The organism is Pseudoalteromonas sp. AS84 (genome assembly GCF_038900255.1).
Lineage (GTDB): Bacteria > Pseudomonadota > Gammaproteobacteria > Enterobacterales > Alteromonadaceae > Pseudoalteromonas.
On the sequence record NZ_JBBMQY010000011.1, the window covers coordinates 1 to 19,920 of the forward strand.

The 19,920-nt window shown below is 41.6% G+C and carries 16 protein-coding genes; 6 read left to right on the forward strand and 10 right to left on the reverse strand.

What is annotated here, in order from left to right; genetic code table 11:
- Positions 1-150: 150 nt before the first annotated feature.
- A complete protein-coding gene (locus WNY79_RS12365; protein WP_342875982.1) occupies positions 151-678 on the reverse strand; it encodes a sugar O-acetyltransferase in 528 nt (175 codons plus the stop codon).
- 159 nt (positions 679-837) lie between these two features.
- On the opposite strand from WNY79_RS12365, the gene WNY79_RS12370 reads away from it, so the two are divergent.
- The 4 genes from WNY79_RS12370 (at position 838) to WNY79_RS12385 (ending at position 6,272) form a co-directional block, all read left to right on the forward strand.
- Positions 838-1,602: a DeoR family transcriptional regulator gene (locus WNY79_RS12370; protein WP_024597897.1), complete on the forward strand. Its 765-nt coding sequence runs from the start codon at positions 838-840 to the stop codon at positions 1,600-1,602.
- A 40-nt stretch (positions 1,603-1,642) separates the two neighbouring features.
- Complete coding sequence (gene glmS / locus WNY79_RS12375; protein ID WP_024597898.1) at positions 1,643-3,463, forward strand: glutamine--fructose-6-phosphate transaminase (isomerizing); 1,821 nt, start codon at positions 1,643-1,645, stop codon at positions 3,461-3,463.
- Positions 3,464-3,574: 111 nt separating this feature from the next.
- Positions 3,575-4,762, forward strand: a complete 1,188-nt coding sequence (locus tag WNY79_RS12380) for an alpha/beta hydrolase-fold protein (protein ID WP_342875983.1) — start codon at positions 3,575-3,577, stop codon at positions 4,760-4,762.
- 208 nt (positions 4,763-4,970) lie between these two features.
- Positions 4,971-6,272 carry a DEAD/DEAH box helicase gene (locus WNY79_RS12385; protein ID WP_342875984.1) on the forward strand — a complete coding sequence of 434 codons (1,302 nt, stop codon included), beginning with the start codon at positions 4,971-4,973 and terminating at the stop codon, positions 6,270-6,272.
- A gap of 86 nt (positions 6,273-6,358) precedes the next feature.
- Here WNY79_RS12385 and WNY79_RS12390 read toward each other — a convergent pair whose 3' ends face one another.
- From WNY79_RS12390 to WNY79_RS12400, 3 genes are all read right to left on the reverse strand, one after another.
- Positions 6,359-9,592, reverse strand: a complete 3,234-nt coding sequence (locus tag WNY79_RS12390; protein WP_342875985.1) for a S41 family peptidase — start codon at positions 9,590-9,592, stop codon at positions 6,359-6,361.
- Between the two features lie 155 nt (positions 9,593-9,747).
- On the reverse strand, positions 9,748-11,148 hold the full coding sequence (locus WNY79_RS12395; protein ID WP_342875986.1) for a 5-methyltetrahydrofolate--homocysteine methyltransferase: 1,401 nt from the start codon (positions 11,146-11,148) through the stop codon (positions 9,748-9,750).
- 32 nt (positions 11,149-11,180) lie between these two features.
- A complete protein-coding gene (locus WNY79_RS12400; RefSeq protein WP_342875987.1) occupies positions 11,181-13,583 on the reverse strand; it encodes a TonB-dependent receptor in 2,403 nt (800 codons plus the stop codon).
- Between the two features lie 141 nt (positions 13,584-13,724).
- Here WNY79_RS12400 and WNY79_RS12405 point away from each other — a divergent pair, with 141 nt between their 5' ends.
- The gene (locus WNY79_RS12405) at positions 13,725-14,141 is read left to right on the forward strand and encodes a MerC domain-containing protein (RefSeq protein WP_342875988.1); all 417 of its coding nucleotides are present in this window, start codon (positions 13,725-13,727) and stop codon (positions 14,139-14,141) included.
- Positions 14,142-14,267: 126 nt separating this feature from the next.
- Entirely contained in the window at positions 14,268-15,119 is an 852-nt protein-coding gene (locus WNY79_RS12410) for an alpha/beta hydrolase-fold protein (RefSeq protein WP_342875989.1), read from the forward strand.
- A gap of 168 nt (positions 15,120-15,287) precedes the next feature.
- Here WNY79_RS12410 and WNY79_RS12415 read toward each other — a convergent pair whose 3' ends face one another.
- The 6 genes from WNY79_RS12415 to WNY79_RS12440 form a co-directional block, all read right to left on the reverse strand.
- Complete coding sequence (locus WNY79_RS12415) at positions 15,288-16,190, reverse strand: homocysteine S-methyltransferase family protein (RefSeq protein WP_342876047.1); 903 nt, start codon at positions 16,188-16,190, stop codon at positions 15,288-15,290.
- 216 nt (positions 16,191-16,406) lie between these two features.
- Positions 16,407-16,655: a DUF3297 family protein gene (locus tag WNY79_RS12420; protein WP_002963088.1), complete on the reverse strand. Its 249-nt coding sequence runs from the start codon at positions 16,653-16,655 to the stop codon at positions 16,407-16,409.
- Positions 16,656-16,886: 231 nt separating this feature from the next.
- Positions 16,887-17,096: a cold-shock protein gene (locus tag WNY79_RS12425; protein ID WP_007580429.1), complete on the reverse strand. Its 210-nt coding sequence runs from the start codon at positions 17,094-17,096 to the stop codon at positions 16,887-16,889.
- A 186-nt stretch (positions 17,097-17,282) separates the two neighbouring features.
- Positions 17,283-17,492 (reverse strand): cold-shock protein, encoded by a 210-nt coding sequence (locus tag WNY79_RS12430; RefSeq protein WP_024595869.1) that lies wholly within the window; start codon positions 17,490-17,492, stop codon positions 17,283-17,285.
- A gap of 425 nt (positions 17,493-17,917) precedes the next feature.
- On the reverse strand, positions 17,918-18,922 hold the full coding sequence (locus WNY79_RS12435) for a YeiH family protein (protein WP_342875990.1): 1,005 nt from the start codon (positions 18,920-18,922) through the stop codon (positions 17,918-17,920).
- Positions 18,922-19,917, reverse strand: a complete 996-nt coding sequence (locus tag WNY79_RS12440; protein WP_342875991.1) for a TauD/TfdA family dioxygenase — start codon at positions 19,915-19,917, stop codon at positions 18,922-18,924. Before WNY79_RS12440 ends, WNY79_RS12435 begins: the two co-directional genes overlap by 1 nt.
- Positions 19,918-19,920 lie beyond the last annotated feature (3 nt).

Below are 19,920 nucleotides of genomic sequence, written 5' to 3' on the forward strand. Positions count from 1 at the left end.
AATTGTAGAAAGCCCGAATCTAACGATTCGGGCTTTTTTACGTCTGCAGAAAAGTAAAATGCGCGCAATTAATAGACACTCACATTAACATCCATCGCGTAGGGCGGGCGAGCGTAGTGACTCCTGACGCTAAAATCACATCGAGAATATCTACAGTGTTCTTACTTCACGAGCTGGGTTACCCGCTACTACAGTATTAGGCACTACATTTTTAGTAACCACAGCACCCGCACCCACAATACTATTTTCACCAATACTTACACCCGCTAAAACAATTACACCTGCGCCAACCCATACGTTATTGCCTAACGCGATAGGTGCTGCAAAGTTTTCTTTATTAAGCCTTTCTACTGGATTAGTAGCATGTGATACAGCTAAAAACTGAACGTTCGGACCTATTAAGCAGTCATCACCAATGGTGATTGAGTTATTGGCTAATGGCGAGTCAAGAAGTGTGCAATTAATATTAATAAAAGTACGATCACCAATAACGATTTGATTACCGTAATCACAATGAAAACCTGATTCGATAATTACACCATCACCCGACTTTAAAAATAACTCTTTGATACGTTTTAAGTTGCCTTTACTTGGGCTCTTATTAAATAAACGGCAGGTTTCACCTGCTTGCTTTCGCTGTGCTAAGTATTCTTTACTGATACTGTTAAATGACTGCATTGTATTTATCTTTATAACTTAATTAGTTATAGCTTACCGTACTTTTAGTTTTATTATTATTAGAATAAAACTGTGTTTTTTTTACTCATTCACTTGCCATTTAGGTTGTTTCGTTTAAAATCGCATAACTTTCGAAACGAAACTTAATTCACGAGCTTTATGACTAAACGAAACACACAACAGCGTCGTCACAATATACTGGTTCAGGTTAATGAACTAGGTGAAGTAGTTGTTGAAAAGCTAGCTGAGCAGTTTCAAACATCAGAAGTAACCATTCGAAAAGATTTAACCTCGCTTGAAAAAAGTGGCTTATTACTTCGCCGCTACGGTGGTGCTATTGCACTACCTAAAGAAATTGTTAGCGATGAAGTAGATTCAAAGCGCAAAGTAGCAATAGCAAAAGCGGCAGCCTCACTTATAAACGATCATAATCGCATTATTATTGATAGCGGACGCACTACAGCAGCGATGATCCCTGAACTTGCCAATAAACGTGGGCTCGTTGTTATGACCAATGCGATTAAAGTCGCTAGTCGTTTATTAGCACTCGAGAACGAGCCAACACTTTTGATGACCGGTGGAACCTGGGATCCGCATTCTGAGTCGTTTCAGGGGCAAGTTGCCGAAAATGTATTATGCTCTTACGACTTCGATCAGCTCTTTATTGGTGCTGATGGTATAGATGTAAAACGTGGCACAACAACCTTTAATGAGTTAGTTGGTTTGAGCCAAGTAATGGCAGAAGCGGCTCGTGAAGTAATTGTAATGGTTGAATCAGATAAGATTGGCCGAAAAATACCAAATTTAGAATTACCGTGGAAAATAGTAACCACATTAATAACCGACAATGGCTTAGCAGACGATAAACGCAAAGCAATTGAGGCGTGTGGTGTAAAACTAATTTGCGCAGAGATTATACAGTAGCTACTGAGTAGCAAGTATTTAAAAAATTAATGGAGACACTATGTGTGGAATAGTTGGGGCAGTTGCAGAACGTCCAGTAAACAAAATTTTAGTTGAAGGCCTTAAGCGTCTTGAATACCGTGGTTACGACTCAGCAGGCGTAGCATTGCTTGATGGCAACACACTTAATACTGTTAAAGCAGTAGGTAAAGTGGTTAACGTAGAAGCTGCGCTAGAAAAAGCCGGCGTTAGTGGTCATACAGGCATTGCACACACACGCTGGGCAACACACGGTAGCGTTACAGAAGCAAATGCTCACCCACATGTATCAAACAACCAGTTAGCACTTGTGCACAACGGTATTATTGAAAACCACGCAAGCTTACGCGCATCGCTTAAAGAAGAGGGCTACGAGTTCCTATCTGAAACGGATACCGAAGTAATGGTGCACTTAATTCATAAGCTTCGTAAGCAACACGCAACGTTACTTGCAGCAGTACAAGCAGCTGTTAAGCAGTTTGAAGGTGCGTTTGGTACTGTTGTATTTGATAAAGCGAACGACAACGAAATCATTGTAGCGCGCTCAGGTAGCCCTCTTGTTATTGGTTTAGGCCTTGGCGAAAACTTTATTGCGTCTGATCAGTTAGCACTACTACCAGTTACTCGTAGCTTCATCTTTTTAGAAGAAGGCGACGTAGCGCGTATTACACGTGACACAGTAGAAATTTTTGATGCAGACGGCAACGCAGTTGAGCGTGAAGTGATTGAATCAAACATTACGCAAGATGCATCAGGTAAAGGCGATTACCGTCACTACATGCTAAAAGAAATTTACGAGCAACCACTTGCAGTACGTAATACGCTTGAAGGGCGTTTAAACGACGACCGCGTAGCAATTGATGCCTTTGGCGACAGCGCTCAGCAAATATTTAAAGATGTAAAACACGTGCAAATTATTGCCTGTGGTACGTCTTACCATTCAGGTATGGTTGCACGTTACTGGCTTGAGCAATTTGCGGGTGTTAGCTGTAATGTAGAAATAGCTTCTGAATTTAGATACCGTCAGTCGTTTGTACATGAAAATAGCCTACTTGTTACTATTTCTCAATCGGGTGAAACTGCCGATACGCTAGCTGCATTACGCCTAGCTAAAGAGCAAGGTTACATGGCTTCAATGACTATTTGTAACGTACCTGGTTCATCGCTTGTACGCGAATCAGACCTAGCCTTTATGACTAAAGCGGGCGCTGAAATTGGCGTAGCATCTACTAAAGCATTTACTACGCAACTAGTTGGTTTGTTAATGCTTACTGCATCTATCGCACAAGAAAAAGGCCTTGATCAAAGCGCCATTGTAAATGCAATTAAAGTACTTCCAGCTAAGTTAGAAGAAACATTGCTACTCGCTGATGGCATTGCAGACCTTGCAGAAGAGTTTGCCGACAAACACCATTCATTATTTTTAGGTCGTGGCTCACAATACCCAATTGCAATGGAAGGTGCGCTTAAGCTTAAAGAAATTTCGTATATTCATGCAGAAGCCTACGCAGCGGGCGAGCTAAAACATGGCCCTCTCGCACTTATTGATGCCGACATGCCAATTATTGTTGTAGCACCAAACAATGAGCTATTAGAAAAGCTTAAATCAAACGTAGAAGAAGTACGCGCACGTGGCGGCATTATTTATGTATTCGCAGATAAAGATTCACACTTTGAGTCAGACGACACAATGCGTGTAATCAACGTAAACCACACTGACGACATAATTGCGCCAATTGTTTACACACTGCCATTACAGTTACTGTCGTACTACGTAGCGGTAATTAAAGGTACCGATGTTGACCAACCACGTAACTTGGCTAAATCGGTTACGGTTGAGTAAAATCAATAAGTTATTATTTATTAGTTAAAACTAAAAAGGCGCTCAATGCGCCTTTTTTTGTACCTGAAACTCTGTTAATTTAAGTAAGTTATTATTATCAAAGGATTGGTTATGCGCTTACTCACCGCTTTGTGTTTTGTTAGTTTTTTTATTTTTAGTTCACACAGCGTCTTTGCACAATCGGATACGAAACACCAAAGTACAGATTACTCCCAGCACACGCACACTATTAAATCGGCTGTTTTAAACGAAGAACGCACAGTTGTCGTTCAGTTACCTAAGAGCTATCATTCTGAGCCAAACAAGGTATATCCTGTTATATTTCGCTTAGATGGCGCGGGTAATATACCGCTTGCCAGTGCTGTTATTGAGCGCTTACAAAATGATAATCGTGCGCCCGAGGTTATTATTGTCGCTATTGAAAGCACTAATCGACTCAGAGATTTCTATCCTACAGTGAATAAAGAGCCACAAGGCCCGGTAGGTGAAGGGGGCGGCGCGGCAAAGTTTTTGACGTTCTTTGAGCAAGAGCTCATTCCTTTAGTTAATAAGAATTATCGTACGCATAATTATAAAGTGATTGCTGGCGCATCTGCGGGTGGTGTATTTACGCTATATGCGTTGCAGGCAAATCCTGAGTTATTCCAAGCGCATATTGCGTATAGCCCAGCGGTTTGGTGGAACTATGGCGCATCGGTAAAAAGTACAAAATCGTTTATAGCTAAAACGAAAAAGCTTAACAGTTACGTTTACATCAATATCGGCGAAGAAGCTGGCATAATGCGCGAAAGGTACGATGAATTGCAGCAAGCTATGCAATCGTATAAAGTGCGAGAGCTACGCTTCTTTAGTGATGCGTTTGATGGTGTCTCGCATAACCTGACTTCGGTTGCTGGTTCATTTAATGCCTATCACAACTTATTTTTGCCTAAACAAATGCCCATAAGTGATTTAACTGACGATGTAGCCTCTATTGATGCTTATTATCAAAACTTATCTCAACAATGGGGCGAGCAGATTGCGCCACCGGATCGCGCTGTTAGATCACTCGGTTATAACTTAACGGGCAGCAAGCAATTTGCCCGTGCTATTGAGGTGTTTAAGTATAATATAAAAAACCACCCAAAATCAGTCGATGCGTTTTCAGCCTTATCTTATGGCTATGAAATGCAGGGTGATACTCGCCAAGCGCTTGAACAGATTGAATCTGCTTTAGCGATTGCAAACGACTCATATCCTTATATAAATTACTTAAAAGAAACAAAAGCTAGGTTGCAAGCAGAACTGAGTAAGAGCTAATAATATTGTCAACTTAGTTGCTGGCTTTTTATGAAAGCTTCTTTAGGTGTGAAGCGCCTTCGGTGATACTTAAATTTCCTCGTAACTAGCAGCTTAAATCGCGCAGCTGTTACCTATAAAAAACATTAAAATCACTAATACCTACTTAATAAGCGCTAAATACGCTAAAATTACAGGCTACTTTTTTAGCAATGAGCCCACAATTTTTATGACCTCAGCAACAAGCCCTAGCACGTTTACCGAACTTGGCCTTATTCCAGAGCTATTAGCTCGTTTAACCGATTTGGAATATACCCAGCCTACTCCAATTCAAGCTAAGGCTATACCTTGTGTGCTTGCGGGCAGTGATTTAATTGCGGGGGCAAATACTGGCTCAGGTAAAACAGCTACATTTGCTTTGCCTATGCTACAAAAGCTATTTTTAGAGCTGGGCTCTAAAAAAACAGCGAGCAAAGGTAACTTTGTAACGGGGCTTATTTTGGTACCAACCCGTGAGCTTGCTACGCAAGTGGCCGATAGTGTTAAATCGTACTCTGCAAACTTTAATGGCGCGATTAAAACAGTAGCTGTGTTTGGTGGTGTATCGGTTAATACACAAATGCAGGCTCTTCGTGGCGGTGCTGATATTATAGTGGCAACACCAGGACGTTTACTCGATTTAATCTCAAGCAATGCTATTAAGCTCGATAAACTAAATACACTTGTGCTTGATGAAGCCGACCGCATGCTAAGCCTTGGTTTTACTGAAGAGCTTGCTGAGCTTTTAGCGTTAATGCCTGCTAAAAAACAAACCATGTTGTTTTCAGCAACTTTCCCTGAGCAAGTTAAGCTATTAACGCAAGAGCTTTTAAACGACCCAGTTGAAATACAAGTACAAAACAAAGATGAAAGCACCTTAGTACAGCGTGTTTTTACCGTAAACAAAGGTGAAAAAACCACAGTTTTAGCACATTTAATTAAAACGCATAAATGGCGCCAAGCGCTGATTTTTGTGAACGCGAAAAAAGACTGTGAGCATTTAGCTAGTAAACTTGAAAAGCGCGGTGTTAATGCACAAGTTTTCCATGGCGATAAAGGCCAAAGTGAGCGTACTCGCGTAATAGAAAAATTTAAAGCGGGCGAAATCGAAGTACTTATCGCAACCGATATTGCTGCACGTGGTTTAGATATTGAGAAGCTGCCAGTGGTAATAAACTTTAACCTACCACGCAGCCCTTCTGATTATATGCACCGTATTGGCCGAAGCGGCCGTGCTGGTGAAGTTGGTTTAGCGTTATCGTTAATTGATTATGAAGATTTACATCACTTTAAAATAATCGAAAAGAAAAACAAACTACGCTTAGAGCGCGAGGAAGTAACCGGTTTTGCGGTAAACCAAGCTAACCTTGATGCAGCTGATGCGCTTAAAAATGAAAAGCCAATGGCAAAACCAGAAGGTACAGGCAAGAAAAAGAAAAAAAATAAAGCTGATGATATAGATGATGTATGGAGTGGCTGGAGAAAAAAATAAGCTTTAACACTATATGAGTCATTAAATCCAAGTCATTAAAAAACCCTGCAAATTTGCAGGGTTTTTTTTGGTATTAGCTTATTTAGCTATACAGCAAATTGAAACTTAGATGGTGCTGGTGGCACTACTAAAGGTTGCTTAGGGTTTGCTTTAAGCTCCTTTAGTAACTCCTGTACAGCACGTTCTATTGATGGATCTTGGCCTTTATAAATAAGCTCTGGGCGATCAACCACTTTAATATCAGGAGCCACGCCTTCGTTTTCTATAATCCAGTTACCTTGAGTATCTAAAATACGGAATGTAGCCGCAATGACTTGCCCGCCATCTACAAGAGCAGGGTTGCCAGAAATACCAATTAAGCCACCCCACGTACGCGTACCAATTAGCTTACCTAAACCCGCTTGGCGGAAGTAGTAAGGAATTGCGTCACCGCCTGAGCTTGAATAGCCGTTTATTAGCATTGCTTTAGGACCGTCGTGTGCAAACTGTGGCGTTTTAGTCGGCTCGGTGCCTCGGCGTTTCCAATAGTTAAGTGGTTTACGTGCAAGCCAGGTGATCATATGCTCAGGAATATAGCCACCGCCATTGTAACGGTCATCAATAATCATGGCGTCTTTGGTTGTTTGCGGCATGTAATTTTTAAACATGGCGCGGTTACCTTCATACGCTGTATTTGGCAGGTGTACGTAGCCAATACGTCCATTTGATAGCTTATTAACGTAGGCTGCACGCGAGTTAACCCAATCTAAATAACGTAGACCTTGCTCACTGGCTACCGGTTTTACTGTTACTTGCCACGCACCTTTGCTACGCGGTTTGCTGTTTAGCACTAGCTCTACTTGCTCGCCTTGGGTGTTTTCAAGGAGTTCGTAAAAGTTAGCAACGTCTTTAACCGAGCGGCCATTTACCGCAATAATATAATCGCCGTTATGTGCTTTTACGCCTGTAGTCCCCAGCGGTGAGCGGAAATCGTCATGCCAGTTTTCACCTTTGAAAATTTGCTCTATTTTTACGTAACCCGATGGATCGCTTGCAAGCTTAGCGCCTAATAAACCGTGGTTTTTACGTTCGGCTTTTGGCATATCACCCGATTGCACGTAAATATGGCCGGAGTTAATTTCGCCAGCAATTTCGCTAAGTACGTAATCAAGGTCACTACGGTGGCTAATAGCATCAGCCATAGGTTGGTATTTAGCTAAAATAGCATCCCAATCTTGACCGTGGTGGTTTTCGTCGTAGAACCAGTCACGCAATGTGCGCCAGCCTTCTACGTACATTTGTTGCCACTCAGCTTGCGAGTTAATTTTAAGCGTCATTTTGCTTAAATCGAGCTTGTTGGCGTCTAGGTCTTGCTTTGGTTTAGGCTCAATTAAGCTATAACCGCCGCTTGTATGTACAAGCAGATGTTCGCTGTTGCTCGATATAGTGTAATTGCTAACACCTTTAGCGACTGTTTCTAGCTCACTGTCGTGCTCGGTGCCTATAAGTTGTAAACCACCATTGGCAAGTGTAAGCACGCCGTCTTTTACTGCGGTTAAGCCTCGGTAATCGCCCGCTGGTGCATTAAGCGCGGTAACACGCTGCATAAAGTCGCTACTTTGCAGTGCGTTTTTAACTTTTTTGTCATCTTCTTTTTCGTCTTCTTTATCTTTTACAATCGTGGTTTCGTCACTTTGTAAGGCGATAAGCGGTTTAACGCTGTCGTTTACTGCGGCCGCATAAATACGGGTGGCGCGGTTAAACATGTAGTCAAACTCGTAGCTGCTAAACGCAAGGTTAAAGTCGCGCTCAGAGCTGAAGTAAAGGTATTGGCCATCTGGCGAAAAGGTTGGGTTTTGCTCGTTACTCATTTCGTCTGTTAGGCGCGTCACCTTTTCTTTTTTAAGGTTGTAGTGCCACAGTGAGGCATAACGGTTTTCGTTATTTTTAACATACACAATGTCTTGGCTATTAGGCGACCACGTATACTGAGTAATGCCGTCTTCGTCGTAAATGCCAGTATCAATTTTGTGTTGCTTGCCCGATTTTGCATCTAACCACCAAAGTGTGTTGTTTTTATCTGCAAACAATAGCTTAGCGCTATCGGGTGACCAAATAGGCGTAAAGCGCCAAATGGTACCATTGCTAGTAAGTTGCTTAATGGCATTGTTTTCACTGCGATCTTTTAAGTAAATTTCGTACTCGCCGCTTTCATCGCTCATGTAAGCAATGTAACGCCCATTTGGCGACCAGCTTGCGTCTATTTCACGGCTCTTATCTGTGTACGATAAGTTACGCGTAGGGCCTTGTTTAACAGGTACACTAAATAGCTCGCCACGGGCTGTAAATACAGCACGTTTGCCATCGTGAGAAATCGACATAGAATCAATAAAGTCGCTCACATTTTTGCTATACGGCATAGCGTATTGGCGCACACCGGCAATATTAATGCTCAGCTTAGTGCTTTTTTGTGTTTTTGCGTCAAAGCGATATAAGTAACCGCCGTTTTCATACACAATTGCATTAGGGCCTGCTGAGGGCCAAAGTACGTCAAAGTTTTTATAATTAGTGAGCTTTTTAGGCTCGCTGCCTTTGCGGTATTGGTAAAGGTTTAGTGTGTAATCACGGTCAGATACAAAATAAATGTTGTCGCCAACCCAGGTAGGTTGCTGGTCGGTTGCACGGTTAGTGGTTAGTTGCTCTGAGGTGTTATTTTCTAAATCGTAAATCCATACGTCTTGCGCGCGGCCGCCACGGGTGCGTTTCCAGGTACGAAACTCACGGTCAATGGGCGTATAAACATACTTGCTACCATCTGGGGAGAGCATACCGCCGCCAGTTTCTGGAATAGCTAAAGGCTGCTCAAGGCCACCGTCGGCAGGGACCATATAAGGGCGACCCATACGTTTGCCCCATGGTGTGCGGTTTGCTCTAAACACCACATTTTTACCATCGGCGGTCCAATCTAAAACGCGGTAATCAAAGCCACCACGCGGCGGCATTGGGCCAACATCGTTGTAGTATGTAAGCTGCTTAAGGCCTGAGCCATCGCTGTTGATCACATAAATTTGGCGACTGCCGTTATATTCGGCTGAAAATGCAATGCGCTTACCATCAGGAGAAAACTTAGGAAATGTTTCAAAACCAATATGGTCGGTTAAACGTTTGCTTTCGCCGGTTTGTGTATTAGCAATATAAATATCGCCACTGTAAACAAAGGTCACGTTTTGGTTATGAATATCAGGAAAGCGTAGTAAGCGAGTGTCTTTAGTTTCATAGGCCGATACGCTCGGTGCAATAACTGCAGCCAAGGCAAGCGCCAATGTTGTTAATTTTTTCATGGGATTACATCCTATATTAATAGCTGTTACATCATAACAATAAGGTTATAAATAGCGATGCACTTGCGATAAAAGGTCTGTTACAAAATGTGAATAAAAAAAGGTTGGCATTAAAACGCCAACCTTCAAGGGAGTACTCTTTTTAAAGAGTGAAATTAGTGGTCGTGATCGTCTTCTTCTTCCTCTTGCGCAATACCAAGCCAAGTAATTGCACTAGGAGCAAAAGTAAGCTCAACCTCACTTTCAATTTCTAAGTCTTCAAGGTGTACTTGCACAACGTGCTGAGCAATAGGGTCCGCTACATAAGCAAACTGACCATTTTGCGCCACTGTCATGCTAAAGCTCATGCCCTCTGGCATGGTTGATACATCTTGCTCGGTAATATCAACTTGGCCTTCAAGCTCCCAATGCATTTCGCCATCATGGTCGTGTGCGCTAAATACATTTAAAAAACCTAAGCTGTCTAATATTAAAAAGTGCTCGCCATGGGCAGAAAAAGAGTACGACACAGCACTTGCGCCATCGGCTAGTTGCCATTCTAGTTCTTCCATTTGTGCTGTTGCTGGGTTAATAGTTACAATTACGGCTTCGCCGCCACCATGGCCAGATGCTACGCCAATAAAGGTCTCGCTATCTTCGTGGCCATAAATACTACCAATGCGTAAATCGCCAACGGCTGCAATGTTCGCTATTTTTTCAGCTTCGTATTCATCATCGTGCTGGTGGGCTAATAACACACCATCACTACAGCCAAATGCCACGTAGTCGTGGTTTTGTGCCGCGCCGTGTAAATCAGGGCACGTAACTTCTAAGGTTTGTTCTAGCTCATATTCACCATCATGAAAGTGATAAACACCTACTTGGTCTGGCAGTACTTTAGCAACCGATGTGCTTTCGCTGTCATCACGACGAAGTGTTGATAATAAATGCTCACCGCGAGGCTCTGCTACGCCGTGCATATTAATATCGTAACTAATACCCGGAAGTGTTGCTGTTGCGCTGGTTATGTCGTTATCTGTTAATACTTCAACAGAGGCAACCGTGCCTGAGTCTGCATCACCATCATAAAAAACAGCTAATTGGCCGTCATGTTTTACAAGGTGAGTAGGTCGGCTGCCACTTGTTAGCTCATAACTGCTAGCCGCTGGGCTTTGCTCGTAGTCGTGTAAATGCTCGCCATGGTCTTCACGCCATAAACCACCATCAATAAAGCCTAAGTAATCTTGTGCGCGGCTTGCAATAACGGCATAACGAAAATCAGGTGATGACGATAGCGTGTTTGAATCATTCGTCAGGGTAAATGTTTCAAGTAAAGCGTTGTCATCTAGGTCATAAAAGCTGGCTTCGTTGCTATCGCCTGCCAGTACAGCTAATCTGCCTAATGAATCAATTGTGTAGCCATCATCATGGTCGTGATCATCATCGTCATGATCGTGCTCGTCCTCTACAACAATGGGATCTTTTTCTACAATGTTGGTTTGGGCATCGCCACAAGCTGTGATAAATGTAGTACTAATTGCCAGTGCAATAAGCTTTAATTGATATAGTTTTTTCATGTTTATTTCCTTTAATTATAATTTTTTAACGCTTAAAAATAACCGCGAATACCTAGCGCAAAACTACGTCCTGGACGTGGCGCTATATCTTTTACAAACGAGCTGTGCACGCGTGCTTCTGTATCTGTTAAGTTGGTGCCTCGTAGGTACACAGACATATCTTGGTTTAATACTGAAAGGTCGTAAGAGATGCTTGCATCAACCAATGTGTAGCCGTCTGTTGCTGTTTCTTGTGGGGCTGTGCGGTCTTGCTTTTGATAGCGAGTAACGTGAATATGCGCACTTAATTTATCTGTTTGATAGCTTAGTTCGCTACCAAAACGAAGCGGTGGAGTACGGGGTAAATCGCCGCCGTCTTTTAGGCGTGCACGAACGTAATCTGAGAATAAATCTACTTTAAATTCATCTGTTAACTGCCACGCAATTTGCGCTTCAAACCCGTGTAAAATTACGTCGTCTGTTTTAAATAAATAAACAGGTAGCTCTGATGAATGATCGTGTTCGTCGGCGCCTTCTTCATCGCCATGGTCGTGGCCACTTTCAGCGAATAAACCGGTGTCTATTTGGTAATAGTAATTATCTACTTGGTTATAAAAGGCATTTAAAATAAAGCCAACATCACCTTGGGTTTTACGAAAAGTTAAATCGATATTATTGGCTGTTTCTAGGTCAATTGCTTGATCAGACAAACCTAAATGACCGTCTTCACCTAAATTAAATAGTGCGCCTACTTCGTAAGTGCCAGTGCCAATGTGCGGCCCAAACGATAACAACTCAGAAGCAGAAGGCGCACGTTCAGATCGCGATACCGACAGCCCTAAATTATAGTTAGGTGTAAAATCCCACACTACGCCTGCCGATAAACTGATTGGTGTAAATTCATGCTCTACGTCAAATACACGAGTGGTTTCTGCGCTTTCTTCGTGGTCATGCTCGTCGGCTTCTTCTACTTCATCGTGTGCGTGAGCGTCAATATTTGGCAGTAATACGTTGCCAGCTTCAATTGTTACACGCTCTATACGTCCACCTACTTGCACTAAAAAATCACCAAAGTGCCTTTCTTCCATTAATGCTACAGCAAAGCTTTCGGTCTCTGATGGAGGCGTAAAAGCCTCTTCACCTTGTGCTTCAACATCGCTCTGTTTGTAATGAAAGCTAATGCCGCCATTCCACTCGCTAAATTGGTTATGTAGTAGGTCTATACGTAATTCATTTGTTTCGTTTTTAAAGGTAGTGCCAACAGCGCCACCTTCAATTTCAGCGTGTTCGTAGTCGGTATGGCCAACGCGCAGGTTTACTTTGTTTAGCCATTTATTATCTAGGTTGTACTCACCTAATAATTGCACTTTAGTTTGCTCTAAATCAGCAAATACGCTCTCTTCTTCGTCGCTGTGTTCTTCCACTTCTTCATCGCCGTGCGTATGGCCCGGAATACCGTATTGACGATTAAATTGCTCTACTGCTAAGCCAATAAAGCCGTTATCCATTAAGTAGCTAGCGCCAACAGTAAAACCGTCAGACTCTTCATTACTGTTTTCAACAGTGTAATCGCCACTATTGCCTTCACCGTCGCTATCTATATCTGCGGCTACAGGCACCTCGTAGTCGTCGGCCTCACGCCAAAATGCATCGGCGTAAAAAGCCACAGAGTCTGTGCCTGTGGTGGCATTAAACGAGGCTACTTTTTGGTTATCTACTGAGTTATGTTCTACGTTCCACTCGCCGCGTGTTGTGCTATCGGTTGGTACGCGGCTATCTACCACATTAACTACACCACCAATCGCTCCGCTACCATAGAACAGTGTTGCTGGGCCGCGTAATACTTCAATTTGTTGTGCGGTAGACGCTTCTGATGCAACAGAATGGTCGGGGCCAACGCGCGACACATCACTTACATCAAGGCCATTTTGAGTTATGAGTACACGCGGGCCGCTTAAACCACGAATAATTGGTGTACTGGCTACTTTACCGTGAAAGTTAGTATTAACGCCTGGGAGTTTTTCAAGGCTGTCGCCAAGTGTTGCAGCTTGTTGTCGTCTTAGTTGTTCGCCAGATAAAACGCTAACAGGTGAGGCAGATTCCATTGCCGACATATGAATAGGGGTTGCTTCAATATCAATAACTTCAATAGGCGAGCGCTTTAAATTAAACGTAACCGATTGGGTTTCATCATTCGTTATTGTTATATCGCGATGAAGATGCGCATAACCTGGCGCCACAACATGAAGCTCTTTTAAGCCATTGTTTAGCTCTGCAATAACAAACTTACCGTTTTCGTCGGTGGTTACTTGAAGGTCTGAACCTTCAACCTCTATGGTTGCGTTGGTAACTATTTTACCTTGATTGTTTAAAACAACGCCTTCAATTGTGGATGCCAGTACACTTGCTGGCAATAAAGCTGCGATGAGAACAGCTAATTGTGATCTAGGTTTCATTTGACTACCTTGTTAGATGTTATATTATATCAATTATGCGAGAAATGTTATAATGTATCAATGGTAATTAACTGTTGTTACTAAAATGTCTCCTTAAAAGTAACGCTTTTGAGTAGAGGCACTAATTTAGTAGAGGAAATAATGAAGTCGAGTCAAAGTGTTATGGATCGTATGGCGATTGGGTTATCGTTAATGTGTACAGTGCATTGTTTTGCAACCCCGGTTATTTTAGCGCTATTGCCAAGCTTTGCTGTACTGCAAATAGATAGTGAACAATTTCATTTATGGATTCTTGCAGCAGTATTACCCACCAGTTTATTGGCATTGAGCCTAGGCTGTAAAAAGCATAAGCGTAAGCGTTACATGGCCTGCGGCGTTATTGGGCTGTCTTTTATGATATGTGCGGTATTGCTAGGGCATGAAATAGCCGAAAAAGCGCTAACCTTAATAGGCTCAGCGTTTATTGCTGTAGCTCATTGGTTTAATTATCAACAATGCCTTAAACAAAATGACGATAACTGCCCGTGTTCAAGCGCTGAATCTGATCAGGTAGCTTAGCGTTTTCAGTGCTACAAATAGCTAACATGTAGCACTGTTCTAAATTTTAATAGCCTAAAGCTAAAAGTGAGTTAAAGTAATTATCCAATATTGGTTTATTACGCTTGGCTTAGGTTAATTAATATAATGAATACTGCTTTAAAATACTTACTGTTACTTTGCGCTTTTATGTGTTTTAAATTAAGCGCAAATACCCCCTACCAAATCCCTAGAAGCAGCGTTATAGAGCTCACTGAGCCCGCAACCAATCGGGTATATCCTGTTTTTATTCAGCTCCCTAAGTCATATAAAAAGTACCCTGAAAAAATATATCCAGTTATTTATTTAACCGATGCACCGTATACGTTTCCTATTGTGGCGGGAGCTACGCGGTTTCCTATGAATACCGGTAAAATGCAGCAGGCTATTATTGTGGCCATTAGCTACGAAAAAGGCTCCAAAGGGTCTAATAGCCGAGTTAGAGACTACACACCAAATAAGGCTAAAAGCTGGAAAAAACAAACAGGTAACGCTCAAAACCACGCGCTGTTTTTAAAAAATACTGTACTGCCGTTTATACAAAGTAACTACCGAGCAAGTAGCACACAAAAAACCTATATAGGTAATTCTTTAGGCGGGTTATTTGGTGCCACTATTTTATTTACGATGCCCGATTTATTTAACAATTATATTATTGGCAGCCCATCGGTTTGGTTTAACAGCAATGCAGTATTAGCGCTACAAGCACATAAGCCTAAAGTGCCTACAAAGGTTTATATATCGGTAGGGGCAAAGGAAACGCCAAGCTTTGGTGAAGGGCAAAATATAGTGGCAGGGGCAAAGCTATTAACGCAAAAAATTAATGCACTTAGCAGTGACAATATTGAATTAAAAAGCGTTGTTATTGAAGGGGCGAGCCATGCAACCGCATTTCCTACTACAGCAATACAAGGGCTTGATTGGGTGTTGGGAATGACACCAATCGACTTAAATATTTAATCATTCTAGCGTGCTAAATAGAGCGCTAACAGCGTTATAAATTTCTCATGTAGAACAGCTACATGTCGATATTTATGCCTTGTTATCACGCTATTTATCTGTCGCTATAAATGCCTAATAACTTAACACGATTGGTGTAGCCAATAAGCCCTAAAAAGCACTAAAAGCTTAGGCGCTTTCAAGTTCCTTTTTCCAGTTTACCAGCACTTCAATAAACTCAGGGCCTATACCACAGCAGCCACCAATAATGCTTGCGCCCTGGCTGTGCCATTTTTTAGCAAAGTCTAGATATTCTGAAGGTGTAATATCGCGATACGCTTGTGAGCCTTCGTTGGCTTTGTAATCGCGTGCTATAGGTGTAAAGCCATTAGCAAACGCCCCTAAAACAACACTTTTATTTTGCTTGGCTAATACTGCGTTGGTATCGCTAAAGGCTTGCTCTATAACTTCAGGTATTGAACAGTTAAAGAAAATACCAGCAACATTTTGTTGAAGCAAAGCCGTTACTGCGTCACTTACCAGCTCACCAGAGCGAAGTGTCGCTTGCTCGCTTATCACATCAGTTAAAGTAAATGCGTAATAACATGGCTTGTTTGAGCCTTTAAGGACGCTTGCCATAACGTGCGCTTCTTCAATACTCGATATAGTTTCGCCAATCCATAAATCTACGTGTTCGTCTTGCGCCTTGTATAGCGTATCTAAAATAGTAAATGCGCGTTCGCTTTCAAATAGTTCAGGGCGGTAAGAGCCAAATGCTGGTGGTAATGAACCTGCTACTAATACATTTTGTTTAGCATTTTGAGCTACTTCTTTTGCAATAACGGCAGCTTGCTGTGCAAGGGCTGCGCCTTGAGCTTGATATAGCTCTTCACCTAAATGAAAGGGCACACAGGCGTAGCTGTTAGCTGTAATTATTTCAGCACCGGCATCTATAAAACCTTGGTGTGCTTGGGTTACAAAATGCGGGGCTTCTATTAATGCTTGTGCGCTCCAAAGTGGCTGTGAAAACGGTGCGCCAATGCGCTTAAGTTCACGTCCCATGCCGCCATCTAAAATAGTTACTTTATTCATTGTGGGTTTCTGTATATCTAAAATAGTTACTTTATTCATTGTGGGTTTCTGTATATCTAAACTATATGGCGCTATTCAAACATACTTTTTAAATAATTATAATGAAACTTCATCAGGTTGAGCATGAATAAAGCTAAACCTATTAAATGAGTTATAAAAATGCACAAAAAAAGCGACTACCTAATAAGGTGTCGCTTTTTAGTAAGTATGATTAGCTTACTTATAAAAGGCTTCAACAGTGCCTTTTCTTGTAAGTAAAAGAGGTTGTCCGCGACGATCAAGCCCTTTTGGAGATGCAAACTTTATCCAACCTTCACTGATGCAGTATTCTTCAACATCAAAACGCTCTTTGCCGTTGAACGTGATACCAATATCGTGTTCAAAAACTTCTTCCACATGATGTGGGCTACGTGGGTTGATAGAAAGGCGATCTGGTAAAGCAGGTTTTGCGGTAGTGTCGTTCATGGTCATATTCTATATTGAATGAAGTATGCGCTATTGTAGGCAATACAATGCTTTCGCTCAAGAGAGATAGTAGTAAATGTGTTTAAAAATGTACTAATTAATGAGTTGTGTATACAAATGAGATTGCGCTTGGAAAATATTTACAGAGGAGGTTTTGAAGATATTCGACTAAATAATTATAAAGGTAAATATATTAATGGGTTATCTCTAACCCACTAAATTGTTTAGCAATTAGATGCTAACAATGTTCTCGGCTTGTGGGCCTTTTTGACCTTGAGTAACAGTAAACTGTACACGTTGGCCTTCAGCTAAAGTTTTGAAACCGTCGCCAGAGATTGCGCTGAAATGTGCAAAAACATCTGCGCCAGATTCTTGCTCGATAAAACCAAAACCTTTTGCTTCGTTAAACCATTTTACTGAACCAGTAGTTGTATTAGACATAATATGTATCCTAAAAAATTAATATAAGTGTGCCTGAAAAGAGGCGATTGAGCCGGAAAAAATAGTTAACTTGAGGATATCGCGTGGGATTATTACTAAAACAACGGGGTACTAACAAATAAAACAAAACTTCTTTCAAACTAGTATTCAAAATGGGTTATTGCTAACCCATTTTAACGAAAGCAATTAGATGCTAACGATGTTTTCAGCTTGTGGACCTTTTTGACCTTGTGTAACAGTAAACTGTACACGTTGGCCTTCAGCTAGAGTTTTGAAACCGTCGCCAGAGATTGCGCTGAAATGTGCGAAAACATCAGGACCAGATTCTTGCTCGATGAAACCAAAACCTTTTGCTTCGTTGAAAAATTTAACTGTACCAGTTGTAGTTGTAGACATAATAGTATCCTAAGGATTAATAAAAGTGCGCCTTAAATTAGGCAATTTAACAGGAAGAAAACATACATTTAACTGAGGATAACGCGAAGGATTATTACTAAAACAACGTGGTACTTACAAATAAATAGGGTTTTCTGTCAACCCGATGGCAAGCAGGATAACAGTAAATTAAGTTATATACCAAGCCCTATTGTAAATTTATTTTAGAGTAAGTGCTTTATTTGTTTGTTTGTTTTTTAACTAATTAGTTATGGTTGAGATGAACTTTTTTACTTCTGAATTAAAGATAAATCTATTATAATCAAAGCTTTATGCTTGTTTTTGTACGCGGTTTTAGAGTAGGTGAAATACAGGTTTTAATTGGTTAAAATATGACCTAATTACCTACTAAATATTTTAATATATATCTGAAATAATCTGATTCATTAGCTCCAAATTACAAATCCAAGTATTAATAATGCAATCCAAAGTGTTTCAGCAACAATTAAAACAATAGGTTTCATGCCTACTTCGGTAAGTTTTCCTAAATTAGTTTTCATACCTATGGCTGAAATAGCCGCAATTAAAAAGAACTGTGAAAGTTCGTTAGCGGTTTCAAGCACTATTGTAGGAAGAGAAAAGCAGCTATTTATTATCATAAGTATGACAAAGCCAATTAAAAAACCAGGTACTTTAGGTAATTCTCCGTGTTTTTCTTTATTTGAGCGATTAATAACAACCATCATAATAAGCACAACGGGTAGTAGCATAGCAACACGCACAAGCTTAGTTAGGGTTGCTATATCGCCGGTCTCAGGTGATACCGAATAACCAGCACCCACTACCTGCGCTACATCGTGTATTGTGCCGCCTAAAAATACGCCTGCATTATGCGCGTCAAATTCAAGGTAATTAACCACAATAGGGTAGATGATCATAGCTAGAGTCGACATGGCTGTTACGCCAATAACGGTTAATAAAGTGTCGCGTTCTTTATGTTCGCTGTTTGGCATAATAGACGAGATAGCTAGCGCAGCAGACGCTCCACAAATAGCAACCGAACCACCTGTAAGTGCACCAAAGCGCTTTTGTAAGCCAAATGCGCGTGCTAGTACTACGCCTAAAATAATAGTAGTAAATATAGCGCCCGCTAGCATAAGTGCGGTTTGCCAACCCAGTGTTACTAAATCTCCCAGTGCTATGCGTGTGCCTAGCAGTACTATACCGACGCGCAAAACCGTGGTGCCAGTAAAGTCGATACCTTTGGCGCAAGGGCTATCGCTTTGATACAAAAATGAGACTGCCATACCCAGTAACAAAGCAAACAGCATGGCTGGCGCGCCGTAATGCTCACTCAAAAATAAAGCGGCAAGGCCAGTCATTGCAGCAATGCTGGCGCCTTGCCATAAAGGTGATATTTTACTGCTTAATTTACCACTTAAACGCTGCATTACGCTTTTGCTGCGGTAAGTGCTACTAACACTTGGCGTTTACGTTCACCTGTAAAAGGTCGACGACCATGCATAGCCATTTCGTTATCAACTAAAGCAACGTCACCGTCTTGCCATGCAAGATCAAAGGTAAATACTTTAGAAAGCTCAACAATTTTATCAAGTCCTGCTTTAGGAATGGCACTACCATCACCAAAGGTAATGGCAATTGATGGGTTATCGCGTACACCTTTCCAGCCCATGTAAGCGGCAATCAGTTGGTTATAAAAAACCTGTACATTGTTTTCAAGAGTTACTACAGCAGGCAGTACCGGTGTAACGGCCTTTAGTGAGCCCTCTTCAAGCCATTCCCACTCGTAACCAAGTTCGGTTAATTTATTATGTGCTTCGTCTTTGGTTTCTACACTTAGCGTACTTTTCCAGCTTCGACCTTGGCCTGATGTTGCATCGTCAGCGGCTGGCATATAGGTGGTATATTTTAGGCCTTTGTGTTCAAAATCATGGGCAAGTTTACTGTCGTATTCTTTTAATGCGCTAAATAACTTATCTGACCGGCAAAGAGGTGTTGCACCACCTTCTTCTGCGGCCGATTTACAAAAGAAGAATAACTTACTTGGCGAAATAGGCGTTTGCGCCATTTCGTGATGTAAGTATATTTCTACATCTTTTGGCGCTTCGTTGGCTGTAAATACACGCTCGGTAAAATTAATACGTACCGCGTTAGACAGTGACTCTTTATAAGTAAAATTGTTGTAATCAAACCCTGCTGAAAAAGTATCAAAGGTTTCGGCGCTATTTACCGGGAAGCCACGAAACAGCACAGCACCTGAGCTGCGAAGCTTTGTAGCCAGTTCACTTTTATTCGCGCGAATGAAAGCTACCGCTTCTTCAACGGTGCTGGCGTTATTGTTATTAACCACAATGCACGGAAAAACCGAATCATCGAATGTTAATTGAGTTGGCACTGAGGCGTAGTTAATTTCGGTAGCTGACATTGT